Source organism: Bacillus sp. UMB0893, from assembly GCF_002858905.1.
Classification (GTDB): domain Bacteria; phylum Bacillota; class Bacilli; order Bacillales; family Bacillaceae; genus Bacillus_P.
Genome location: NZ_PKLB01000004.1, coordinates 14,423 through 38,427, shown reverse-complemented (window position 1 = coordinate 38,427; position 24,005 = coordinate 14,423). Strand labels below are relative to the sequence as shown.

23 protein-coding genes and 1 tRNA gene are annotated in these 24,005 nt (G+C 39.0%); 1 reads left to right on the top strand and 23 read right to left on the bottom strand.

What is annotated here, in order from left to right; genetic code table 11:
- Nucleotides 1-23: 23 nt before the first annotated feature.
- The 13 genes from CYJ36_RS10270 to CYJ36_RS10210 form a co-directional block, all read right to left on the bottom strand.
- Nucleotides 24-1,481 carry a peptidoglycan DD-metalloendopeptidase family protein gene (locus CYJ36_RS10270; RefSeq protein ID WP_101567188.1) on the bottom strand — a complete coding sequence of 486 codons (1,458 nt, stop codon included), beginning with the start codon at nucleotides 1,479-1,481 and terminating at the stop codon, nucleotides 24-26.
- Nucleotides 1,482-1,753: 272 nt separating this feature from the next.
- Nucleotides 1,754-1,826, bottom strand: a tRNA-Phe gene (locus CYJ36_RS10265).
- 730 nt (nucleotides 1,827-2,556) lie between these two features.
- Nucleotides 2,557-3,843: an adenylosuccinate synthase gene (locus tag CYJ36_RS10260; protein ID WP_101567187.1), complete on the bottom strand. Its 1,287-nt coding sequence runs from the start codon at nucleotides 3,841-3,843 to the stop codon at nucleotides 2,557-2,559.
- Nucleotides 3,844-4,096: 253 nt separating this feature from the next.
- Entirely contained in the window at nucleotides 4,097-5,461 is a 1,365-nt protein-coding gene (dnaB, locus tag CYJ36_RS10255; RefSeq protein WP_101567186.1) for a replicative DNA helicase, read from the bottom strand.
- 96 nt (nucleotides 5,462-5,557) lie between these two features.
- Nucleotides 5,558-6,007 (bottom strand): 50S ribosomal protein L9, encoded by a 450-nt coding sequence (rplI, locus tag CYJ36_RS10250; protein WP_101567185.1) that lies wholly within the window; start codon nucleotides 6,005-6,007, stop codon nucleotides 5,558-5,560.
- On the bottom strand, nucleotides 6,004-7,983 hold the full coding sequence (locus tag CYJ36_RS10245) for a DHH family phosphoesterase (protein WP_101567184.1): 1,980 nt from the start codon (nucleotides 7,981-7,983) through the stop codon (nucleotides 6,004-6,006). Before CYJ36_RS10245 ends, rplI begins: the two co-directional genes overlap by 4 nt.
- A 92-nt stretch (nucleotides 7,984-8,075) precedes the next feature.
- Nucleotides 8,076-9,005 carry a YybS family protein gene (locus CYJ36_RS10240; RefSeq protein WP_101567183.1) on the bottom strand — a complete coding sequence of 310 codons (930 nt, stop codon included), beginning with the start codon at nucleotides 9,003-9,005 and terminating at the stop codon, nucleotides 8,076-8,078.
- Between the two features lie 238 nt (nucleotides 9,006-9,243).
- Complete coding sequence (rpsR, locus tag CYJ36_RS10235) at nucleotides 9,244-9,483, bottom strand: 30S ribosomal protein S18 (RefSeq protein ID WP_101567182.1); 240 nt, start codon at nucleotides 9,481-9,483, stop codon at nucleotides 9,244-9,246.
- A 44-nt stretch (nucleotides 9,484-9,527) separates the two neighbouring features.
- A complete protein-coding gene (gene ssb, locus CYJ36_RS10230; RefSeq protein WP_101567181.1) occupies nucleotides 9,528-10,067 on the bottom strand; it encodes a single-stranded DNA-binding protein in 540 nt (179 codons plus the stop codon).
- A gap of 39 nt (nucleotides 10,068-10,106) precedes the next feature.
- Nucleotides 10,107-10,394 carry a 30S ribosomal protein S6 gene (gene rpsF, locus CYJ36_RS10225; protein WP_101567180.1) on the bottom strand — a complete coding sequence of 96 codons (288 nt, stop codon included), beginning with the start codon at nucleotides 10,392-10,394 and terminating at the stop codon, nucleotides 10,107-10,109.
- A 112-nt stretch (nucleotides 10,395-10,506) separates the two neighbouring features.
- Nucleotides 10,507-11,607 carry a redox-regulated ATPase YchF gene (gene ychF, locus CYJ36_RS10220; RefSeq protein ID WP_101567477.1) on the bottom strand — a complete coding sequence of 367 codons (1,101 nt, stop codon included), beginning with the start codon at nucleotides 11,605-11,607 and terminating at the stop codon, nucleotides 10,507-10,509.
- A gap of 210 nt (nucleotides 11,608-11,817) precedes the next feature.
- Nucleotides 11,818-12,012 (bottom strand): DUF951 domain-containing protein, encoded by a 195-nt coding sequence (locus tag CYJ36_RS10215; RefSeq protein ID WP_101567179.1) that lies wholly within the window; start codon nucleotides 12,010-12,012, stop codon nucleotides 11,818-11,820.
- Entirely contained in the window at nucleotides 12,012-12,905 is an 894-nt protein-coding gene (locus CYJ36_RS10210; protein WP_101567178.1) for a mechanosensitive ion channel family protein, read from the bottom strand. Before CYJ36_RS10210 ends, CYJ36_RS10215 begins: the two co-directional genes overlap by 1 nt.
- 180 nt (nucleotides 12,906-13,085) lie before the next feature.
- Between CYJ36_RS10210 and yyaC the strand changes: the two genes are divergently transcribed.
- A complete protein-coding gene (yyaC, locus tag CYJ36_RS10205; protein ID WP_101567177.1) occupies nucleotides 13,086-13,709 on the top strand; it encodes a spore protease YyaC in 624 nt (207 codons plus the stop codon).
- On the opposite strand, the gene CYJ36_RS10200 is transcribed toward yyaC, so the two are convergent.
- The 10 genes from CYJ36_RS10200 to rnpA all read right to left on the bottom strand — a co-directional run bounded on the left by CYJ36_RS10200 (nucleotide 13,706) and on the right by rnpA (nucleotide 23,878).
- The gene (locus tag CYJ36_RS10200) at nucleotides 13,706-14,407 is read right to left on the bottom strand and encodes a DUF554 domain-containing protein (protein WP_101567176.1); all 702 of its coding nucleotides are present in this window, start codon (nucleotides 14,405-14,407) and stop codon (nucleotides 13,706-13,708) included. The genes yyaC and CYJ36_RS10200 overlap by 4 nt on opposite strands.
- 82 nt (nucleotides 14,408-14,489) lie before the next feature.
- Nucleotides 14,490-15,344 (bottom strand): ParB/RepB/Spo0J family partition protein, encoded by an 855-nt coding sequence (locus CYJ36_RS10195; RefSeq protein ID WP_101567175.1) that lies wholly within the window; start codon nucleotides 15,342-15,344, stop codon nucleotides 14,490-14,492.
- Complete coding sequence (locus tag CYJ36_RS10190; protein ID WP_070878939.1) at nucleotides 15,337-16,098, bottom strand: ParA family protein; 762 nt, start codon at nucleotides 16,096-16,098, stop codon at nucleotides 15,337-15,339. The genes CYJ36_RS10195 and CYJ36_RS10190 overlap by 8 nt, the downstream gene beginning before the upstream one ends.
- Before the next feature lie 335 nt (nucleotides 16,099-16,433).
- On the bottom strand, nucleotides 16,434-17,300 hold the full coding sequence (gene noc, locus CYJ36_RS10185) for a nucleoid occlusion protein (RefSeq protein WP_101567174.1): 867 nt from the start codon (nucleotides 17,298-17,300) through the stop codon (nucleotides 16,434-16,436).
- Nucleotides 17,301-17,401: 101 nt separating this feature from the next.
- A complete protein-coding gene (gene rsmG, locus CYJ36_RS10180) occupies nucleotides 17,402-18,121 on the bottom strand; it encodes a 16S rRNA (guanine(527)-N(7))-methyltransferase RsmG (RefSeq protein WP_101567173.1) in 720 nt (239 codons plus the stop codon).
- A 52-nt stretch (nucleotides 18,122-18,173) separates the two neighbouring features.
- On the bottom strand, nucleotides 18,174-20,063 hold the full coding sequence (gene mnmG, locus CYJ36_RS10175; RefSeq protein ID WP_101567172.1) for a tRNA uridine-5-carboxymethylaminomethyl(34) synthesis enzyme MnmG: 1,890 nt from the start codon (nucleotides 20,061-20,063) through the stop codon (nucleotides 18,174-18,176).
- 54 nt (nucleotides 20,064-20,117) lie between these two features.
- Entirely contained in the window at nucleotides 20,118-21,503 is a 1,386-nt protein-coding gene (mnmE, locus tag CYJ36_RS10170) for a tRNA uridine-5-carboxymethylaminomethyl(34) synthesis GTPase MnmE (RefSeq protein WP_101567171.1), read from the bottom strand.
- A 310-nt stretch (nucleotides 21,504-21,813) separates the two neighbouring features.
- Nucleotides 21,814-22,434: an RNA-binding cell elongation regulator Jag/EloR gene (gene jag, locus CYJ36_RS10165; protein ID WP_101567170.1), complete on the bottom strand. Its 621-nt coding sequence runs from the start codon at nucleotides 22,432-22,434 to the stop codon at nucleotides 21,814-21,816.
- Nucleotides 22,431-23,207, bottom strand: coding sequence for a YidC family membrane integrase SpoIIIJ (gene spoIIIJ / locus CYJ36_RS10160; protein WP_101567169.1), 777 nt, complete (start codon nucleotides 23,205-23,207; stop codon nucleotides 22,431-22,433). The genes jag and spoIIIJ overlap by 4 nt, the downstream gene beginning before the upstream one ends.
- Nucleotides 23,208-23,494: 287 nt before the next feature.
- Nucleotides 23,495-23,878: a ribonuclease P protein component gene (gene rnpA / locus CYJ36_RS10155; protein WP_101567168.1), complete on the bottom strand. Its 384-nt coding sequence runs from the start codon at nucleotides 23,876-23,878 to the stop codon at nucleotides 23,495-23,497.
- Between the last annotated feature and the right edge of the window lie 127 nt (nucleotides 23,879-24,005).

Sequence of the window (24,005 nt, the reverse complement as noted above, 5' to 3'; positions counted from 1 at the left end):
AAAACCTCTAGCAAAGCTAGAGGTTATTTTTTCAAATAATCAAGCGGATTTTTTAAGTTGCCATTTTCGTATACTTCAAAGTGCAAATGAACACCTGTAGAGCGCCCAGTTGATCCCATTACACCAATTTTTTGACCTTGAGAGACCGTTTGTCCTACAGACACAGAGATTGAATCTAAATGTGCATAGACTGTTTTCATGCCATTGCCATGGTCAATTTCAATCTTATTTCCGTACGCCCCGGAATTTCCTGCAGAGACGATTTTTCCATTATCCGCTGCTTTTATTGTGCGGTCACTCGGGCGGGCAATATCGATGCCTTTATGCATTTTACCCCAGCGTGTTCCAAGCTTACTAGAAACATACCCGTCAACTGCTGGCCATGTTAAGGAACCATTCCCGCGAGAAGGTACAACCTTGGTGCCTTTTACGATAATCTCTTTCACAGGTTCAGTCAGCGTTTCATCTTTTGTTGTATCACGCTTTACTTCATTCCCATTTTCTTTATAAACCATATAATTCAGCAGCTTTTGGCCGTCTTTTCCTTCTTGCTTTGTTTTCTTGTCGCCTTTGAACATTGAAGCATCTTCAATCACTTCAGTTTCATAGGCGATCGCCTCTTTTTTAGATACTTCTTCTTTCACGAGAACATTTGTAAACGGCTTATACTCTTTTACATTTAGTTCGTCACCGGGTTTAATGACATCGTCTTCTTTTATCCCTGGATTAAGTGCAAGCAAATCATCCAGCGTAAGTTTATATTCAGAAGCTACTTTGCCAAGTACATCTGTTTCTTTGACTTCGTGCTTTTTCTCTTCCAATGTACCTTTTTCTAGAAGCTTTAAACCATCTTCGACAGAAATTAGTTTTTCTGGCGCAACTTTTTCTTCAGATACTGAAACTTTATCAGTAAAGGAAACGTCTAATATACGAGATTCATTTTCTTTAATAGGCTGTAAAGGGACTGAAGTATGTTTCAGAGTTTCTAAATGTTTTAGATCATCTTCAGAAACATATTTGCCTTTAAATTTATTTAATGCAGTTTCTGCCTCTTCTTTGTTTTTAAAAGAAGCAATTGTCTTGTCGTCAATTTTAATAGATGCTGCTTCAGCAACAACCTGAAGATCCGCATTCAGCTTATTTAATGTCTCCTCATTGTTTGAAACAGGACGAAACATTTGTTCAGGAATCAATTCAATCTCTTCAACCGTTAATTGATAATCTTTGTATGTCTTTTTAGCCTCTTCAATTTTCTTCTTTGAAAGGTTATCAATTAACTGCTGACTATCAACAGTGCCAACTCTTTCACCATCTAAATAAACGTGATAAACCGTTTCAAGTGATTCCTCTGCTGATGCTGCAGATCCGAAGCCAAGAGACAGTGTTCCGGCAAAAGCCAAACTAAAAAAAGCTTTTTTCATTATTTTGTTTTTTGTATGTTGAACGTTGTTTCCAATCAATCCATTTATGCGCTTAAACACGATTTAATTTCCTCCCAATTAACCACTGCTAAGTACTTTATCTATCATTATGTAAGCAAATAGTTCTATTTCGACAAAATTCTATTTTTTTACTACCTTATTAAATTATCATATTATCAGAAAATTACCTAGTGATTTTGCAAAATGTAACATTTCTGTATTATTGGTGTCATAATTTACTGTTTCCTGTAAAAATATGCCCATAATTTCTCTGCCACAAAAGTCACAAAGCAAAAAGACATGACCCCCAAAGGGGTCATGTCTTTTTTGAGTGGCTCGGGACGGAATCGAACCGCCGACACAAGGATTTTCAGTCCTTTGCTCTACCGACTGAGCTACCGAGCCATGTTTTAGAATGCAGTACAATGTTGTTTTTGTTTTTGGAACCTTCGCCCAAATCTCAGAAAGCTTAGCCAAGCTGCAGCTCCATTTGTGCGCTGATGCTTATTCTTCGGAGATTATTCGATCGTGCTCTACCGACTGATACCGAGCTATGTATGTGTATGTATGTAAAAACAGTACTTATCGCTGTTTATTACCGAACCTTTATTATTGTACTTCAATGGTAGAAGAATAACAAGGAAAAGTTTTATATAAAAGAAATTATTTATTTCTATCTGTGGGTACTATCATAGGTTTATAAAACTTCAGCACAATAGCAAACCAGGGATTTTATTCGTAATACTGATAAAATCGTCATTTTGACTGATAAACCTGCAGTTTACACAATTTAAAACGCGGTTTACATTGATAAAACTGAAATTTTCACTGATAAAACATGGATTTACACGGATAGAATTGTATTTACACCAATTAAACTCACTTTTCGGTGAATAGAAAAGACTCCGGTGCAGGCAGAGATACTTCCATACTTGATAATAATCGCTTTTCCATGTTTTCAAATTGCCAAAGGCAGCTAGAAAAAGACAATTCTCGGGTTGGTATTAAGTGTAATATCCTCTGTTTTTCAACTGAATTTCTTTCTGTTGAGATTTACCTTTTACTCTATGTACCAGCTTACGAGTCTTCAATCTAAAAAACCGAAAGGAGGCAAGCCCCCTTTCGATTCCGCTGTTTAGCTATATACGCTTCTTACAACATTTGTTTGTGTTCTGTCAGGTCCTACTGAGAAGACGGATAGCGGAATGCCTGTCAGCTGTGATACACGCTCAATATAGTTGCGGGCGTTTTGAGGCAGCTCTCCAAGGTCGCGAACGCCTGTGATGTCTTCTGTCCAGCCTGGAAGCTCTTCATAGACCGGCTCACACTCAGCAAGTACTTTAAGGCTTGCTGGGAAGGACTCCATGATTTCGCCTTTATATTTATAAGCTGTGCAGATTTTCAATGTTTCGATGCCTGTCAGCACATCGATTGAGTTTAATGATAAGTCTGTGATACCACTTACACGGCGGGCATGGCGGACAACGACGCTGTCAAACCATCCAACGCGGCGAGCGCGGCCAGTTGTTGTACCATATTCGCGTCCGACTTCACGAATTTGGTGGCCAATTTCGTTATCAAGCTCTGTTGGGAATGGTCCATCGCCAACACGGGTTGTATAAGCCTTAGAAACTCCGACAACGTGATTAATTTTAGTAGGTCCAACTCCTGATCCGATTGTCACTCCGCCCGCTACCGGGTTTGAAGATGTTACAAATGGATACGTACCTTGATCGATATCAAGCATAACGCCTTGGGCACCTTCAAATAAAACACGTCTGCCGCCATCAAGAGCATCATTTAAAACAACTGCTGTGTCACAAACGTACTTTTTAAATTGCTGACCGTACTCGTAGTATTCATCAAGAATTTCTTCAATCGTGAATCCTTCTGTTTCGTAGTACTTTTCAAGCATGCGGTTTTTTTCTTCTAAATTTCTTGTTAATTTTTCTTCAAAAGCTTCACGGTCTAATAAATCAGCAATGCGGATTCCTACGCGAGCTGCTTTGTCCATGTAAGCAGGACCGATTCCTTTTTTGGTTGTGCCAATTTTATTAGCGCCTTTGCGTTCTTCTTCTACTTCATCAAGCTTTAAATGATATGGAAGAATGACATGCGCGCGATTGCTGATGCGAAGATTATCAGTACTTACCCCGCGATCATGCAAATAAGATAGTTCCTGAATAAGAGCTTTTGGGTCAACAACCATTCCATTGCCGATTACACAGGTTTTATCCTTATAAAAGATACCTGATGGAATTAAGTGGAGCTTATATGTTTCACCATTAAATTTAATTGTGTGTCCCGCGTTATTCCCGCCTTGATAACGAGCAATAACCTCTGCATTTTCTGAAAGAAAATCGGTAATCTTTCCTTTACCTTCATCTCCCCATTGTGTTCCTACAACAACTACTGAAGACATTACGTGCACCTCCGCTTATTTACAACTCTTCTTTTTTCGCACTATCAAACAAGCTAATTTTACCAACGTATCGTCATAAAGTCAACGAAAAGACGAACATTAATGAGATTACATTTTCATTTCGTTCGTAATATTAAGCAAAAAGAAGAGATATTAATATATCTTCACTTAGAGTTCCCCTAATTAGGCATTTCATTCTAAAGGGGTAAAGAATAGAAAAATCAAAAAAAGCCGTCTCAACAGCAAGACGGCTCTAAGCACCTGGCGGAACACCTGCATCGTCAAATCGCCGTTCCAGGTTTACGAATTTATTGTATTCCTTTACGAAAGCAAGGCTCACGGTTCCAACTGGACCGTTACGCTGCTTCGCTATAATAATTTCTATGATATTTTTATTTTCGGATTCTTTATCGTAATAATCATCACGGTATAGGAAAGCAACAATATCTGCATCCTGCTCAATACTTCCTGATTCACGAATGTCAGACATCATTGGACGCTTGTCCTGACGCTGCTCCACTCCGCGCGAAAGCTGCGATAAGGCAATGACAGGGACCTTCAGTTCCCTTGCCAATGATTTAAGCGTTCTTGAGATTTCAGATACTTCCTGCTGCCGGTTATCTTTGTTTCGTCCGCTTCCCTGAATAAGCTGAAGATAGTCAATCAAAATCATGCCTAGTCCGCTTTCCTGTTTAAGCCGGCGGCACTTGGCACGTATTTCACTGACCCGGATTCCTGGTGTATCGTCAATAAATATTCCTGAATCTGATAGACTTCCCATTGCCATCGTAAGCTTTCCCCAGTCTTCAGGAGTTAGATTGCCTGTACGCAAATTTTGGGCATTGATATTCCCTTCAGCGCAAAGCATCCTCATGACAAGCTGGTCGGCTCCCATCTCAAGGCTGAAAATCGCGACATTTTCATCTGTTTTTGTTGCTACGTTTTGTGCAATATTCAGAGCGAATGCTGTTTTACCTACAGATGGACGGGCTGCTACGATGATGAGATCATTTCGCTGAAATCCAGCTGTCATCCTGTCGAGCTCGGTAAAACCTGTTGCAATTCCAGTAATGTCGCCTTTGCGTGTATGAAGCAATTCAATGTTATCGTATGTTTGTACAAGAACATCTTTAATATTTTGGAAAGCTCCAGCATTTTTACGCTGAGATACTTCCATGATGTTTTTTTCTGCTTCATTTAATAAAACATCAACTTCGTCTTCGCGGGAGTAGCCATCCTGAGCAATCGTAGTTGCCGTTCTGATCAGCCTGCGCAAAATTGATTTTTCTTCAACAATTCTTCCGTAGTACTCAATATTTGCAGCAGTAGGAACAGCATTTGCCAGATCGCTCAAATATGAAACTCCGCCGATTTCCTCTAAAATATTGGCATCTGCAAGCTCCGAAGTAACTGTGACTAAATCAACAGGTTCTCCTTTATCCGCTAGCTTCAGCATCACATTATAAATTTTTTGATGTGATGCCCGATAAAAATCTTCTGGAATTAATATTTCAGAAGCGGTGATAAGAGATGCGGGTTCAAGAAAGATAGCTCCAAGTACAGCTTGCTCCGCTTCAATATTTTGTGGAGGAATCCGATCATCAAAGATTTCATTCATGATGATCACCATCCTTTTTTACGATAATTTAAGTGATAGATATGTGATGCTGTAAAATGAAGTTCCTGAGCGTGTCACACATCACATATCATTTTATTACTGCTGTTCTGTTACGTGTACCTTAACTGTCGCTGTAACCTCTGGGTGCAATTTTACCGGCACATTCGTATATCCTAAAGCACGAATGGCATCAGGCAGTTCAATTTTGCGTTTATCTACCTTATGGCCGTGTGATTTCAATAGCTCATCCGCTATTTGCTTGCTTGTGATAGAACCGAACAATCGCCCGCCATCTCCTGATTTAGCCTTCAATTCTACTGTTAAGCTTTCTAGTTTTTCTTTTAATTCTTGAGATTTAGAAAGTTCCGCAGCTGCTTCTTTTTCTTCTTTTTTCTTTTGTCCCTGCAGCTGGCTGATAGCTGATTGATTGGCTTCAATTGCCAGACCTTGCTTGATTAAAAAGTTATGTGCGTAACCGTCCGCTACATTTTTTACTTCCCCTTTTTTACCTTTTCCCTTTACATCCTTTAAGAAAATGACTTTCACGATTTAGTTCCTCCTTCTATATATTCTGCAATCGCAAGTTTTAATTTTTCTTCTGCTTCCTGCAGAGAAATATTCTCAAGCTGTGTTGCTGCATTTGTAAGATGACCTCCGCCATTTAAGGCTTCCATGATCAGCTGTACATTAATATCACCCAGGGACCTTGCACTAATGCCAATGGTTTGCTCATTTCTTCTTGCAAGAACAAATGAAGCTGAAACACCGTTCATCGTCAAAAGTGTGTCCGCTGCTTGTGCAATAGTAACCTGATCAAAATAATCCTCTGAATCAGCATCTGATTTTGCTATTGCGATGCCTTCTTTGTACATATCAGTATTTTGGATGATTTTTGATCGTTTTACATAATGATCAATATTTTCTCTCATGAACTTTTGCACGAGAACAGTGTCAGCACCTTTTGATCTCAAATAAGAGGCAGCATCAAATGTACGCGAACCTGTTCTGAGAGTAAAGCTTTTCGTATCGACAATGATTCCTGCCAGCAGTGAAGTGGCTTCAATCATATTCATTTTCAAACGTTTTGTTTGATATTCCAATAGCTCTGTTACAAGCTCAGCAGTAGAAGAAGCATACGGCTCCATATAAACAAGCAATGGATCTTTTATAAATTCTTCCCCGCGGCGGTGATGATCAATGACGACGACATTATCCACTTTATTCAGCAGCTTTTCTTCAATTACAAGGGATGGCTTATGGGTATCAACAACGATCAAAACAGTATCATCAGTCGAGATTTCTAAGGCTTCTTCCCTTGTAATAAAGCGTGACCACAAATCAGAGTGCTGTCTTACTTCTTGGATTAACCGCTGAACACCTGTGTCCAGTTCATTTTGATCAAGGACGATAAAACCTTCCTTTTCGTTCACCTGCGCTACTTTCAAGATTCCAATAGCCGAACCGATTGAGTCCATATCAGGGTATTTATGACCCATAATAATCACTTTGTCGCTTTCAGAAATAATTTCAGTCAAAGCATGGGAAATCACTCTGGCCCGCACTCTCGTTCTTTTCTCCATCGGATTCGTTTTGCCGCCATAAAACTTCACTTTTCCATTCGTCTGTTTAACAGCAGCCTGATCTCCGCCCCTGCCTAAAGCAAGGTCAAGACTTGATTGCGCCAAATCTCCAAGTTCTATAAGCGAGGGAACACCCGAACCAATACCGATGCTTAGTGTAAGTGAAATATTCTGAACGGTCGTACTTTCCCTTACTTCATCAAGAATGGAAAACTTGCTTTTTTCGAGTTTAATTAATATATTTTCATTTAAAATAGCCATAAAACGCTCAGAAGATGTTCGTTTTAAATAAATCCCATAGTCTGTTGCCCATTTGTTTAATAAAGAAGTCACTTGACTATTAATCGTGCTTTTTGTCTGATCATCAAGCCCCTGTGTTACTTCATCATAATTATCTAGAAAAATAAGGGCAAGCACCGTACGCTCATCCTCATACTGCTTCTCAATTTCTGTCTGCTCAGTGACATCAAAGAAATAGAGCAGCCGCTCATCCCTCTTAATGATCACTTTGAACTTTCGCTCATGCAGCGTAATGGTTTCTGTATCCACTTCTTGCTTTACAAGAGGTACAAGCGTTTCTGCCACGTCGTTCATGGATCGGCCAACTAATGTATCTTCATGGAAGCATGATGTCAGGAACGGATTTGTCCACTCAATATGATATTGTTCATTGAACAGCATAATCCCGATGGGCATTTCCATTAAAGCTTCTTCTCCAACTCGCTTCAAACGATAGGAGAGGGTTGAAATATAACTTTCCATCTCAATCTTTAATTTTTTTTCGGAAAGTTTTAATAGGAATAATACAACAGCCAGAATAAATGTTCCAGCAACACCTATCATCCATTGATAATAAAAGATAACCATAATCGCAATCACGGTTAAGCCAATTAATGCATATAAGGGGTATCGGAAAAACGATTTTTCATAAAAACTAGGCATTTTGTTTCAGCTCCTCACAACAGTGAAACATCCGTAAGATTGCGTTTTTGTTTAGTTGCGCACTGTATAAGTCTATTTTATGCGCATTGATGCTATTTTTTCACGCGTCCTCTCAAATTAAAAGCTAAATCAATTATACCTAAGATTCGCACAATATACATCAGGATTGGCAGAATCAAAGAAAGTATGATTGCCGCAACCGGTAGAGCTTTTGAATATTTCTTCACATAGCTGTAAAAGAAAATAAAGGAAAACCCTTGTACAACTAAAAGGACCTGCAGAACAAACATCAAATTCAGAACAGCAATAAATAGAAAGCTATCATTCTCAAGATCAAAAAATAAGAGAAAACTGACAATTAAATAGTACCAAACGATGCTTGTCGGCAATTTCCACTCTCTGAAAGGCTTGAGCGGCACTACCTGTATTTTCAGCCTTTTAAGGACTGGAATTGTTGCGGCATGTGACAGTAAAGCAAAAATGAATGAAACGCTGACGAGCACACTCGGGATTAAATAGCCTATGTACTTCATTTGCTCTTCTATTTGATTAATTGCTGCTTCATTTGCTTCCTGCCCAATCGCAGCCATCATTGACCTTGCCATTTCAATGGTTTCATCCATGCTTCCTGTTGCTTCTTTAATAGGGTCAATTTGGAAGAAAGCTGCAGAAGCTGCATACATGACGACAAAACTGATGAGAAAAGCGATTGTTCCACCGATAAGCGCGCCCGACGTTTGCTTTTTTTTATAAAAATAGCCCATGACAATACCGCTGATCGCATAGGTTAAAGTTAATGGCAAAGCAAACAAAGAACCAACTAATAATGTAATTAAGATAGAAGCAGCCATAAGAGTCACAGCAGCTTTAATACCATGTCTAACCGAATAGAGAATAAACGGCAAAGGTAAAAATACCATTAAAAAAGCCCCGATTAGCGGCAGATAAAGTGTCATTAATGTTAATACAGTAAATAACGCAAGCAGAATTGCGCCTTCTGTCAATACATTTACCCGTTTCACAGCTTCACCTCGTTCTATACTTCCATGCTTATTTTAAATGAACCATGAATGACAATCAAATGTATAGTCACCGGACCTTGGCGAAGCTAACTTCATTTCGTTATCCTGGTTCACTATTTATTTACTGTGATGACCAAAAGCTAGGCAATCGTACATTCACAGCTTTTATGAACTTCTAAGAATTCCTATACAAATAAAAAAGCAGCAAGGAAACCTCACTGCCTTTTTTTTATTAAAATTATTCGCCAGTTACGTATGGAAGTAAAGCCATTTGACGAGAGCGTTTAATAGCAATCGTTAATTTACGTTGATATTTAGCGCATGTTCCTGTTACACGACGAGGTAAGATCTTACCACGCTCAGAAACGAATTTTTTAAGCAAATCTACATCTTTGTAGTCGATGTTAGTGATTCCGTGTGCAGTGAAGTAGCACACTTTACGACGTTTTGCACGTCCACCTTTGCGTCCGCCTGCCATAGTTATTTCCTCCTTACATTATGGATTGTTCGTTCTATATTTTTTTAAAATGGTAAGTCATCATCAGAGATATCAATTGGTTTTCCATCATTTGCGAATGGATCGTCATCAAAGTTTGAACGGCCTTGATTACGCTGATTCTGATTTTGGTTCTGATATTGTTTTTGGTTTTGGCCAAATGGATTTTGCTGTTCGCCTTGTCCCTCTTGACTGCCGCCATAATAATTGTTGTTTCCGCCACCGCCGCTGTTGTTTCCACTGCCGCTCTTAGGTTCAAGGAACTGAACGCTTTCTGCAACCACTTCGGTTACATAAACACGCTTGCCAGTCTGGTCTTCATAGCTGCGTGATTGCAAACGTCCATCTACTCCTGCCAAGCTTCCTTTTTTAAGGAAATTTGCAACATTTTCAGCCGGACGGCGCCATACAACACAATTTATGAAATCCGCTTCTCTTTCACCCTGCTGGTTTGTGAAGGAACGGTTTACAGCTAATGTAAAAGTAGCAACTGCCGAGCCACTTGGTGTGTATCGCAGTTCTGGATCTTTTGTTAGTCTGCCGACTAAAACAACTCGATTCATCATCAGAATCATCCTTTTTTAAAGATATCTAATCTATATGAATTACGCTTCTTTTCTAGTTACCATATGACGAATGATGTCTTCGCTGATTTTCGCTAAGCGGTCAAATTCTTGAACAGCTTCAGGTTTTGAACCCACTTGAAGCAGCATGTAATAACCGTCACGGAAATCATTGATTTCATAAGCCAGGCGGCGTTTGCCCCACTCTTTCACTTCTTCAACTTCCGCACCATTGTCAGCTAAAACGTTAGTGAAACGCTCAACTAAAGCTTTTTTAGCCTCATCTTCAATGTTTGGGCGGATGATATACATGATTTCGTATTTATTCATCTCTTACACCTCCTTTTGGTCTAAACGGCCCTAAACGGGCAAGGAGCAATTAAACATTTCAATTACTCACAAGTTTAAATTATAGCAAACAAATTGACTTTAAGCAACATGATTAAACATTAAAACGGAAATGAATAACGTCGCCATCTTTAACGATGTATTCTTTACCCTCTAAACGCACTTTTCCCGCTTCACGTGCAGCACCCATTGTTCCTGCACTAAGAAGATCTTCATACGAAACAGTCTCCGCACGAATAAAGCCGCGTTCAAAATCACTATGGATAACACCAGCACACTGAGGAGCTTTCATTCCTTTTCTGAACGTCCAGGCACGAACTTCCTGCACGCCGGCAGTAAAGTAAGTAGCAAGCCCAAGCAGATTGTATGAAGCTTTAATAAGCTGATCAAGGCCTGACTCTTCGATGCCAAGTTCTTCAAGGAACATTTGTTTTTCTTCTCCATCAAGTTCAGCAATTTCAGATTCGATCTTTGCACAAATGACAATAACCTCTGCTTTTTCATTTGAAGCAAATTCACGCACAGCGTTTACATATTCATTATTTGCTGAGTCTGCAACTTCATCTTCAGATACATTTGCAACATATAAAACAGGCTTGCTGGTCAGCAAATGGAGATGCTTCACAATTTTCATCTGCTCATCCGTAAACTCAACAGAACGCGCCGGCTTGTCATTCTCGAATGCTTCTTTAAGCATTAACAGAACCTCGTGCTCATAAACAGCATCTTTATCTTTTTGTTTTGCAAGTTTTCCAACACGATCAATCCGTTTGTCTACAGACTCTAAATCCGCTAAAATTAACTCAAGATTAATTGTCTCGACATCATCAATAGGATCTACTTTCCCTGATACGTGTGTAATATTGTCATCTGCAAAGCAGCGAACAACGTGACAGATTGCGTCAACTTGACGAATATGTGAAAGAAACTTGTTTCCAAGCCCTTCTCCTTTACTTGCACCTTTAACAATTCCGGCAATATCCGTAAATTCAAAAGCTGTAGGAACTGTTTTCTTCGGTTGTACAAGTTCAGTCAATTTCTGCAGACGTTGATCCGGTACTTCAACGATCCCTACGTTTGGATCGATTGTACAGAATGGGTAGTTTGCAGATTCCGCACCTGCTTGTGTAATGGCGTTGAAAAGCGTTGATTTTCCTACGTTCGGAAGTCCAACAATACCTGCAGTTAAAGCCATGGTTTTCCACTCCTCTATATAAACAATAATATTGATTAATCCTTTTTCTAACCAATCTTCAACAATTATAGATAGTAACCCATGAAATGACAAGCTTAAGACAGAGGAACAATAAAGCACAAAAAGTCTTTTTAACCGTAAAAAAAAGGAAGAAAACCATATAAAAGCACGGTTTTCTCCCTCATTCAAGCATTTTCATCTCTTAAAATATCATTCTTCATGTTTGACTAATCTTTTTTTCATTTTCCGGGCGAACTCTCTTCTTGGAATAATTACACTGTGTGCACAGCCCTCGCACTTGATTCGAATATCCATGCCCATTCTGATGATTTTCCAGCGGTTCGTTCCGCATGGATGAGGTTTTTTCATTTCGACAACGTCATTTATCGCAAACTCCTTGTCCACTACTCACTCATCCTTTCTTTTTTCTGACCGCTGTTATCGGGTCTCGTATACATCACCATGCGAGGAAACGGAATTTCGATGCCATGCTCGTCAAGCCTCATCCTAATTTCCTTCCTTAGCATACGGGCTATATGGAAATGCTTCATTGGAAGCACTTCACTCACAACACGCAATATAACTTCAGATGCGCCTAGGTTTTGTATCCCAAGCAATTCAGGAGGGGCAACCATTTCTTCATATTTATCAGGCAGTTCAAGCAGCAGATCTTCAATAACCTTTTCAGCTTTTGGAATATCTCCTTCATATGCAATGCTGATATCAACAAAAGCAACACTGTTGTTAACGGAGAAATTCGTTACTTCCGTAATATTTCCATTTGGCAAAATATTAAGTTCACCTGTCCAGCTTTTGATTTTTGTTGTGCGAAGGCCGATTTCTTCTACCGTTCCTTCAAATTGGCCAACTCTAATCATATCTCCAACTGAGAATTGGTCTTCAAAAATAATGAAAAAACCAGTAATAACATCGCGCACAAGGTTCTGTGCACCAAATCCAACGGCCAGTCCGACAATTCCCGCACCAGCCAGCAGAGCTTTTACGTCAAAGCTTAGTGTTTCTAAAATCATTAAGAGGGCAACAAAGTATACAATGTACGTCAAAACATTATCCAGCAGTTTTACTAACGTGTTTTCTCTGCGTTCAGAAATGCGAAGCGGCGATTTCGTTCTCAGCAAAAAGATCTTTTCGATGACAACATTCCCAATTCGAATAAGCAGGGATGCCAAAATCAAAATGCCGATAATTTTTAAGAATCCTTGTCCAACATTCAGCCATAGATCCTCATTAAAAAAGGAAGCAGTTATTTTATCTGTGAGCTTCTTCAAAAAATCCATATCATATCAACCTTCCATTTAGAAAGAATCATTGTATTCATTCATAAAGATAGGTTTTATTTTAGCAACTTTTCGATGTAATTTACAGTGCTTAGCAAAATCTCTTATTATCTCTTAAATATGTATAGATTTCTATATTCTTCCGTATACTGTTACTACTATATTGAAGGAGTGAAAACGATGAATTTCAAATCAGGCCTTTTCCAACCGCAGCGTGACCGAATTTATTATGAAGATGACCATGCTGCCGAGCATTTATCATCGGAAATTAAACTCCTTCTTCCTGTCCGGAAGCCCATTGTTATTCTTTGTATCGGAACTGACCGGTCGACTGGTGACTGTTTAGGCCCTTTAGTAGGGACAAAGCTTCAAGAAGCAAACCTTGAACATTTTCAAGTGTTAGGAACGTTAAAAGATCCCGTTCACGCTGTTAATTTAGAAGAAACAATCTCCAAAATAGAACAAATGTTCTTGAATCCATTTATTATTGCCATTGATGCGTGTTTAGGAAGATTAAAAAGTGTAGGCACCTTTCAAGTAGGAACTGGTCCCATTAAGCCTGGAGCAGGTGTAAACAAAGTACTTCCAGAAGTAGGAGACATTCATATCAATGGCATCGTTAATGTAAGCGGGTTTATGGAATTCTTTGTTTTACAGAACACCAGGCTGCATCTGGTCATGACGATGGCTTCAATTATTGCGGAAAGCATCATCAAGGCAGATCAGCAGACTGAGTTAAAGAAAACTGCAATAAAAACAACTTGGATTACACATGCCCAAGATGCAAATAGAACGATCAACTAAACGAATTTCATTCCCACGATGATCAGGATGACAACGGCAAGACTCGGTAATAGGTTTGCAACACGGATTGTTTTTATACCAAGCATGTTGATTCCAATAGCCAGGATTAAGATTCCTCCTGCAGCTGTAATTTCAGAGATCAGCTCTTCAAGCAGCGCTTCCGGAACATATTGATGGATGACATTCGCAAAGAGTGAAATGCTTCCTTCATATAAAAAAACCGGAATAGCCGAAAGCAATACACCAATGCCAAGCGTGCTTGATAACACCATGCTTGTAAAACCATCAATCATTGATTTTGTATATAAAATATCATGATCCTGTCTCAGTCCGCTATCAAGTGAACCGACAATCGCCATTGCACCAATGACAAAAATCAGGGTAGCGGATACAAAGCCTTGTGCAAAATCCCCTGTCTGGTTTCGGCTCAGTTTTTTTTCAAGCCAATCTCCTGTCTGATGCAATTTCTTTTCAATATCAATGGCTTCTCCAATAACTGCACCGAAGACAAGACTAATAATAACAATAAATAACTGCTCACTTTCTAGTGCCATATCCAAACCAAGCACCATAACAAAAAGCCCAATCCCAATCATAACAGTCTGTTTCATTGATTCGGGAATTCTCCGCAATAATAATCCTAATAAAGATCCGATAATAATACCGGCTGCATTCATCAAACTTCCTAATAATACCAATTTCTTCCATACCTCTCTTTCATAACAAAAAAGAAAACCATCTATGCTGCAAGATGGCCCTTAAGATGATTGCTCTGCTCCTTTAGGATGATTGCTCAACCTCAAGCAATTCTAAAATTCTTTCCAAGTCTTCCTTTGAAAAAAACTCTATTTCAATTTTACCTTTTTTCTTTTGCTGCTTGATCGAAACAGATGTCCCAAAATATTCTCGTAAATAGGACTCTCTTTCTCTAATAAATATGTCCTGCTCGCCTTTTTTCTTATTCGTTTCACGTGGAACATTTTCATTCATTTGCTGGACAAGAAGTTCTACCTGGCGCACGTTCATCTGTTCTTTCATGATTTTTTCAGCCAAAAGATTCAGCTTGTCTTTTTTCTTTAGCCCAAGAAGAGTTCTGCCGTGTCCCATCGATAATTTACCTTCTGAAATAAGGGTCTGTATAGGATCAGGCAATGATAAGAGCCTCAAATGATTTGCAATATGCGGTCTGCTTTTTCCAAGACGTTTTGAAAGTTCTTCTTGAGTCATTTTTAATTGATCGAGCAATGATTGATATGCCGAAGCCTCTTCAATTGGTGAAAGATCCTCGCGCTGAAGGTTCTCAAGCAACGCAATTTCCATCATTTGCTGCTCAGTCAAATCTCTGACGACCGCAGGAACTGTAGATAATCCAGCTTCCTTTGCCGCACGAAAGCGTCGTTCTCCTACTACTATCTCAAAGCCTTTAATACTCTTTCGGACAATAATCGGCTGAAGAATACCGTGCTGAAGAATCGATTCTTTCAATTCTTCAATCGCTCCTGGCAAAAATGTTTTGCGGGGCTGATACGGATTGGGGCGCAAGTCTTTTATTTTTATTTCCTGCAGCGCTTCGTCCTTGCTCACTTCCATATTCGTAAACAAAGCATTGATGCCTTTACCTAATCCTTTAGCCATTTACAACCACTTCCTTTGCCAATTCTAAATATACGTCAGCGCCTCTTGAGCGTGGATCATAAATAATAATCGGCTGTCCATGACTTGGTGCTTCGCTTAAACGAACATTGCGAGGGATAATCGTTTTATAAACTTTATCTCGGAAATATTTTTTCACTTCTTCTATGACTTGAATCCCTAAATTTGTACGCGCATCCAGCATCGTTAAGAGCACGCCTTCTATCATTAAATCGGTATTTAAATGTTTTTGAACTAATCGTACAGTATTTAATAGCTGACTCAAACCCTCAAGTGCATAATATTCGCATTGCACGGGAATCAATACAGCATCTGAGGCCGTTAAAGCATTGATTGTCAGCAATCCAAGAGATGGCGGGCAATCAATAATCATATAATCATAATTATGCTTTACTTTTTCTAATGCACGTTTTAAACGGACTTCTCTAGAAATGGTTGGCACAAGTTCAATTTCGGCACCAGCTAACTGAATGGTGGCCGGAATTGCATCCAAATTTTCGACAGCAGTTGGTTTAATGACTTCTGTTACATCTACATCATCAACTAAAATATCATAAACACAATGTTCTACATCGGCTTTTTCAATTCCAATACCGCTAGTCGCATTTCCTTGTGGGTCAACATCGACGAGAAGAACTCGTTTTCCTATGTATGCTAAGCACGCACCAAGATTAACGGAAGTTGTCGTTTTTCCTACTCCGCCTTTCTGGTTAGCGATGGCAATAATTTTCCCCACAATGTCACCTGCTTTCGATATACATGAACTCTATCATGTTCTCTATTTTATCATGAAACATTGCCAATGGTTTGAACTTTTTCGAAATTTGTAAAAATGACGAACATAATCAAATAAGCACAAGTGAATTGGTCAGTTCCCAGAAAAAAAGGGAATAAAAGGGATATGTTCAGTCGAAAGAGCCTTCACTAAGTTAGGTGGTTGATCCTTTTTTATAAAGTAGTTTGTGCAGATTTATAAATGAAAACGCTATCATTATTCCTTTTGTACCTGTACGTAAAGGATTAAACATCACAGATACAAAACAAAAAACTCTCTACTGATTTAGTAGAGAGCTATTTTGGTATTTTAATAGTGAATTGAATATATTCTTCAAATTCTTCTTCTTCTGCATTTATTTTAACGCCAGTATCAGCAACCATCGTTAAGGATTGACGAATTGTATTCATGGCAATTCTGGTATCCCTGCTGAAAGCTTTGCGTTTTGGTTTTGCTTTAGGGCTGGTTTTTTCCAGCATTTTCACAACGCGATCTTCTGTTTGCTTCACGTTTAGCTGCTTTTCAATGATTTCAGCCAACAGGGTAACTTGCGGCTCTGGTTTTTTTAAAGGAATGAGTGCTCTGGCATGCCGCTCTGTTATTTTCTTTTGGAGCAATGCATCCTGAACTTCTTGCGGAAGTTTTAACAATCTAAGCTTATTAGCAATAGTAGATTGTCCTTTTCCGAGCCGCTGTGCAAGCGCCTCCTGGGTTAAGTCATGAAGTTCTAATAATTTTGCATATGCTACAGCTTCTTCAATCGCAGAGAGCTCTTCACGCTGAAGGTTTTCAATTAACGCAACGGAAGCTGTTTCAGTATCGTTAAAATCCTTTACAATTGCAGGTATGGTTTCCCAGCCGAGCTTTTTAACGGCTCTGAAACGTCTTTCTCCGGCAATAATCTCATATCTACCATCTACTTGACGAACGACGATCGGCTGGATAATACCGTGTGTCCGTATCGTAAGTGATAATTCTTCAATTTTTTCGTCCATGAAAACAGTCCGCGGCTGAAAACGATTAGGCACGATTTCTTCAACGGATATCTTCTTCACTTCATCAAATACTGAATCATCATTTTCTTCTGTATCAATCACTTCTGCTTTTTCTGCTGTATCTTCTTTTTCTCCCAAACCGAAAAAACGAGAGAATGGATGCTTCATGAGCCTACACCACCTTTAAAAACTGCCATCATATTAATTCTCTTTCAAGTCTCTAAATTCCTGCATGCGAAATCAATTTTCCATTTGCTGTTTCTCTAACTCTATTGCTCCAATGGAAGTTTATTCGGTGTCCCTGGCTTGCGGGGATATTTAGCAGGTGTTGATTTTTGTTTATGAATAATAATGATTGAGCGCTCACTTTCCTCAAGAGGAAGAGAAAAAGAAGATTTCCCCTCAATCTTGCCTCCAAGAGTACTAATTGCTTTTTCAGCTTTCACCATTTCTTCTTCAGCTGAAGCTGCCTTCATCGCTACAAAATGTCCGCCTGTTTTAACAAGCGGCAAGCACAGCTCACTCAATACGGATAACCTTGCAACCGCTCGAGCAGTAACAACATCATAAGATTCTCTGAATGCTTTATTCTTTCCAAACGTTTCTGCCCTGTCATGGTAAAGAGACACATTCGAAAGTTTTAATGTTTTCGTAAGATGATCTAAAAAGGTAATTCTTTTTTGAAGTGAGTCTACAATTGCAATGTTTAAATGCGGAAAACAAATTTTGATGGGAAGGCTTGGAAAACCAGCACCTGCACCTACATCACAAATAGATAATGGCTTTGTAAAATCAAAATAAAACGCAGCAGAAATGGAATCATAAAAATGTTTCAGATAGACTTCTTTTTTATCTGTAATGGAAGTCAAATTCATTTTCTCATTCCACTCTACTAACAATTCATAATACGTTTCAAATTGCTGAAGCTGTTCTGCAGAAAGAGTGATCCCCTTTTCCTCAAGCTTTGATTTAAATAAAGAAATGTCCATACTCAAAACCTTTCTGATCTGCATTATTCGTTATGTTTAGACGCACCCGCTTTTATTCGTTGGAGACACGTGCTATTTTGCCTTGCTCCATGTAGACAAGCAAGATCGAAATATCCGCTGGATTAACCCCTGATATACGGGAAGCCTGCGCCATTGAAATAGGTCTGACTTGTTTTAATTTTTGGCGTGCTTCTGAAGCGATTCCTGAAATCGCGTCATAATCAATGTTTTCTGGAATTTTCTTGTTTTCCATTTTTTTGAGCTTTTCAACTTGCTGAAGTGATTTTTCAATATAGCCTTCATATTTAATTTGAATCTCAACTTGCTCGGCTATTTCTTCGGAAATAATTTCTTCTGAAGGTGCAAGAGCATGAATATGTTCATAATTCATTTCAGGTCTTTTCATCAGATCCGATGCTCGGATTCCGTCTTTCAACTCGCTTCCGCCTGCTATGCGGATGAGTTCCTGTGTTTTTTCAGAAGGTTTAATAATAACAGAATTCAATCGTTTTTTCTCTTTTTCAATTGCTTCTTTCTTAAGTAAAAATGCAGTGTATCGTTCTTCTTTGATAAGACCAATCTTACGTCCAACATCCGTCAAACGCAAGTCAGCATTATCGTGACGCAGCAAGAGACGATATTCTGCTCTTGATGTTAACAAACGATACGGTTCATTTGTTCCTTTTGTGACAAGATCGTCAATCAAGACGCCAATATAGGCATCAGAACGGCTTAAAATCACTTCTTCTTTTCCAAGTGCTTTGCTTGCAGCGTTAATTCCAGCCATTAATCCTTGTCCTGCTGCTTCTTCATAGCCAGAGGTACCATTGATTTGTCCGGCAGTAAAGAGGCCTGGAACTTTTTTCGTTTCAAGTGTAGGCCAAAGCTGTGTAGGAACAATTGCATCGTATTCGATTGCGTAGCCTGCACGCATCATTTCTACCTTTTCAAGTCCAGGTATCGTAGCAAGGATTTTACGCTGAATATCTTCAGGAAGACTTGTCGATAAGCCTTGCACATAAACCTCTTGAGTGTTTCGTCCTTCTGGCTCAAGGAAAATTTGATGACGCGGTTTATCATTGAAACGCACCACTTTATCTTCGATAGACGGACAATATCGCGGTCCTGTTCCTTTAATCATTCCTGAATACATTGGAGAACGATGAAGATTATCGTCAATGATTTTATGTGTTTCCTCACTTGTATACGTCAGCCAGCAAGGAAGCTGGTCTGTAATAAATTTTGTCGTTTCGAATGAAAAAGCACGCGGAACTTCATCGCCAGGCTGTATTTCTGTTTTGCTGTAGTCAATTGAATGACTGTTTACACGCGGCGGGGTTCCCGTTTTAAATCGCACCATATCAAGCCCTATTGCTTGCAGATGTTCTGATAATTTAATAGAGGGCTGCTGATTATTAGGACCGCTGGAATACTGTAATTCCCCTAATATAATTTTCCCTCTCAGGAATGTGCCTGTCGTCAAAACAACTGTTTTTGCACGATACTCCGCACCTGTCTGAGTAACGACTCCGCGGCATTCCCCATCTTCAACGATCAGCCGATCAACCATTCCTTGAAGAAGTGTGAGATTTCTTTCATTTTCCATTGTTTTCTTCATTTCATGCTGATACGTAAATTTATCTGCCTGTGCACGTAAAGCACGGACAGCTGGCCCTTTGCCAGTGTTCAGCATTCTCATTTGTATATGTGTTTTATCAATATTTTTCGCCATTTCTCCGCCTAAAGCGTCGATTTCGCGGACAACAATACCTTTTGCCGGTCCTCCAACTGATGGATTACAAGGCATAAAAGCAACCATATCAAGATTAATTGTCAGCGCAAGCGTTTTTGCGCCCATTCTTGCAGAAGCGAGGGCGGCCTCAACACCTGCATGGCCTGCACCCACGACAACTACATCATAATCCCCTGCATGATAACCCATGGTATATCCCTCCTTATTTTATATGATCAGAATTGACACAATTTCTAGCTTTTCTTATTTACCTAAACAAAATTGTGAAAATAACTGATCAATCAGACTTTCATGAACAGCATCTCCAATAATCTCTCCAAGCAATTCCCACGTACGTGTTAAATCAATCTGAACGATATCGATCGGCACTCCCATATCGATTGCTTCCAAAGCGTCTTCAATCGTTCGTTTTGCCTGTGAAAGCAAAGCAATATGTCTTGTATTCGAAACATATGTTAAATCAGATGCTCCAACGCTTCCTTCAAAAAAGAGCGAACTGATTGATTCTTCAAGCTCATCAATTCCCTGTTCTTCCAATAGTGATGTCGTCACTACAGGAGAACCGTTAGCCAGTTCTTTTACTCGAGACATATCCATCTTTTGCTGCAGATCTGTTTTATTTACAATGACAATAACATCCATGCCTCTTATGGCTTCAAACAGCAGTTCATCTTCTTTTGAAAGTTCTTCACTATAGTTTAAAACAAGCAAAATGAGATCTGCCTTTTTCAAAACCTGTCTTGATTTCTCAACACCAATTTTCTCTACGATATCCTCTGTCTCGCGTATACCCGCTGTATCTACTAAACGAAGAGGCACGCCTCGAACATTTACATATTCTTCAATCACATCTCGTGTAGTTCCTGGGATATCAGTTACAATTGCTTTATTTTCATGGATTAAACTATTCAGAAGCGAGGATTTTCCTACATTAGGTCTTCCTACGATAACCGTTGACAGGCCCTCCCTTAAGATTTTACCCTGCTGTGACGTTTGCAGCAGTTTATCTATCTCATTTCTCACAAACGTTGCTTTCTCTACCAGCATACTATGAGTCATTTCTTCAACGTCATCATATTCCGGATAATCTATATTTACTTCTACATGTGCCAGTGTCTCAAGTATTTCCTGACGAAGCCGCTGAATGAGCTTCGACAATCTGCCTTCCATTTGACCGAGTGCAACATTCATCGCACGATCTGTTTTTGCTCTGATTAAATCCATGACTGCCTCAGCCTGAGACAAATCAATCCGTCCATTTAAAAAAGCTCTTTTTGTAAACTCTCCTGGCTCAGCAAGACGCGCCCCATGATTTAAGGCAAGCTGCAGAACACGATTAACAGAAACAATACCGCCGTGGCAATTGATTTCAACGATATCTTCCCTCGTAAATGTTTTAGGGCCTTTTAAAACAGAAACCATTACTTCCTCTACGATGTGTCCTGTGTCAGGATCTGCAATATTTCCGTAATGGATCGTATGTGTCGGAACATTTATTAATTGCTTGCCAGACGGACCAGCATACAGTTTGTTTGCAATTGTGATTGCATCATCCCCGCTGAGTCTGACAATTGCAATCGCACCCTCTCCCATCGGTGTCGAGATCGCTGCAATTGTATCAAATTCCATACGGTTCACCTCGTTTCTTTCAAATTACATCTATATAGAATTCCACCATAAATATAAGTAGCCAAATTTAAAAGATATCATAGTTAATTCTTATTGGAAAGAAAAAAATCCCGAATTATCCACAGCCTTAAATTCCGCCCATCTTCCTTATTTTCATTTTAACTTATCCACATGTTAATAACAATATTTCCAAATGCAGCGTTTCTATAACGATGTTCTTTAGAATCCATTATATAAAGTGTTAGAATTTGTCAAAATTGATGATAAGAGAATACAAAAAAACCGCTGACTTTTTTGTCAGCGGTTTTCACTATTTTTTAGGAGCAATAACTAAATGACGATTCGGTTCTTCTCCTACTGAATACGTGGAGATTCTATGCTGATTAACCAATGCAGCATGAATGATTTTTCTTTCATATGATGGCATTGGTTCTAGCGGAACCTCTTTTGAAGTGCGAACCGCTTGATGTGCAAGCTTTTGAGCGAGCTGAACAAGTGTTTCTCTCCGCCGAGTCCGATAGTTTTCTGCATCTACTGTAATATGCAAGTATTGATTGGAATGACGATTTGCAACGAGCTGTGTCAAATATTGAAGAGAATTAAGAGTTTGGCCGCGTTTTCCAATTAACAATGCGACTTTATCTCCTTCAATTTGAAACGTGACATTTTTTCCTTCTTGGATCGTTTCAACTTCTGCTTGCACGTTCATATTCCTGATCACTTCTATCAGGAATAAACGTGCTTCCTCGGCGGGATTAGGGATTTTTACAGCCTTTACCACTGCCGGCTTTGCACCAAATAATCCTAAAAATCCTTTTTTGCCTTCTTCAAGAATGGTAATTTCAGCTTCTTCTCTTTTTGCATTCAGCTGTTTTAAAGCGGATTGTACTGCTTCTTCGACACTAAGTCCGGTAGCAGTTATTTCTCTCACTTTTTCGTTCCTCCCGATTTTAAAAGTGCTTGTGCTCTAATATCAGGTCCATAGATGATCATTGTCTGCACGATCATGAAAATATTTCCGACTACCCAATATAAAGATAGTGCAGCTGGGAAGCTAACAGCAAAGATGACGATCATAATTGGCATGATATATAAAAGCATAGCCATTTGCGGATTTTGATTTGCTGTTCCCGCCATTGTCAATTTTTGTTGAATGAATGTTGTAATACCTGCAATGACCGGCAGCAGGAACAACGGATCACGTGCGCCTAAGTCAAACCATAGGAAATTATGATCTGCAATTGCTTCTGTTCTCATAATAGCGTGATAAAAACCAATCAGGATTGGCATTTGAACTATTAAAGGAAAACAGCCTGCAAGAGGATTCACTTTATTCTTTTGGAATAAAGCCATTGTTTCCTGCTGAAGTTTTTGCTGTGTTTTTTGATCTTTAGAGCTGTATTTTTCACGCAGTTTTTGCATTTCTGGCTGCAGCTGCTGCATAGCTTTTGAATTTTTGATCTGCTTTATCATCAGCGGCAAGATCGCAAAACGAATGAGCAGCGTAACGACGATTATCGATAATCCGTAGCTGTTACCCATTAATTCTGCAAAATATATGATAAGCCATGATAGAGGATAGACAATGTATTGATTCCAGAATCCCTGGCTTTCTTCAGTGATCGGCTGGTTCACTTCCGTACAGCCTGCAAGAAGCATGATCATGCTGACTAAACCAAGTACTAACAATATTCTCCTTTTCAACCGGTATTCCTCCTAACAAAATAACTAAAACTGCTTAATTCACCGTAAATATTCATCATTTATTTTAACATCTTTTAAAAAAGAAATCTTAATTCATTCTTACCTTTTTGATGTTTTCTCATAGTTTGTTGTTTTACGTATTCAAATTGTTCACGTTTAGAAGTCCGTATCGTTCTCTTTTCTATAAATAAGCAGATACGGGATTATTTTGATAAGATGAATTCTGTAAAAAATCCCAAAACAGATTTTTTACTGACTTGTGAAACAATAAAGTTTACGAAAAGAGCTTACTTTTTATATGTATTTTTCAGGGAGTTTTCACGTTTTTGCCTCATTTTATAAACTTTTGTTTTTCTGAAAAGGTGCATTAAACTGCTCTGCACTTCATGATAATTCATTTCCGATGCAGGGTTTCTGGCAATGACGATATAATCGATGCCTGTTTTCAAGTTTTCCTTTTCTTCCATAAAAACTTGTCGAATAAGACGCTTTATCCGGTTTCTTGTGACGGCATTCCCTATTTTTTTACTGACTGACAATCCTAGACGGAATTCTTTTTCTTCAGGCTGGTCGAGCATGTAGATTACAAATTGTCTATTTGCCATCGATTTTCCATGCTTGAATACTTTTTGGAAGTCCTCGTTTTTTTTGATGCGGTTTTTCTTTTTCATATCCTCACTCCGGATCCTTGCACAAAGATTCTTCAGCCTGCTGAGAGCTTTTCCAACATTATTTCTTTAACAATATCTATTTAAACAGCAATTAGGAAAAACATGGCCCAATCTTAAAGAGATTTGG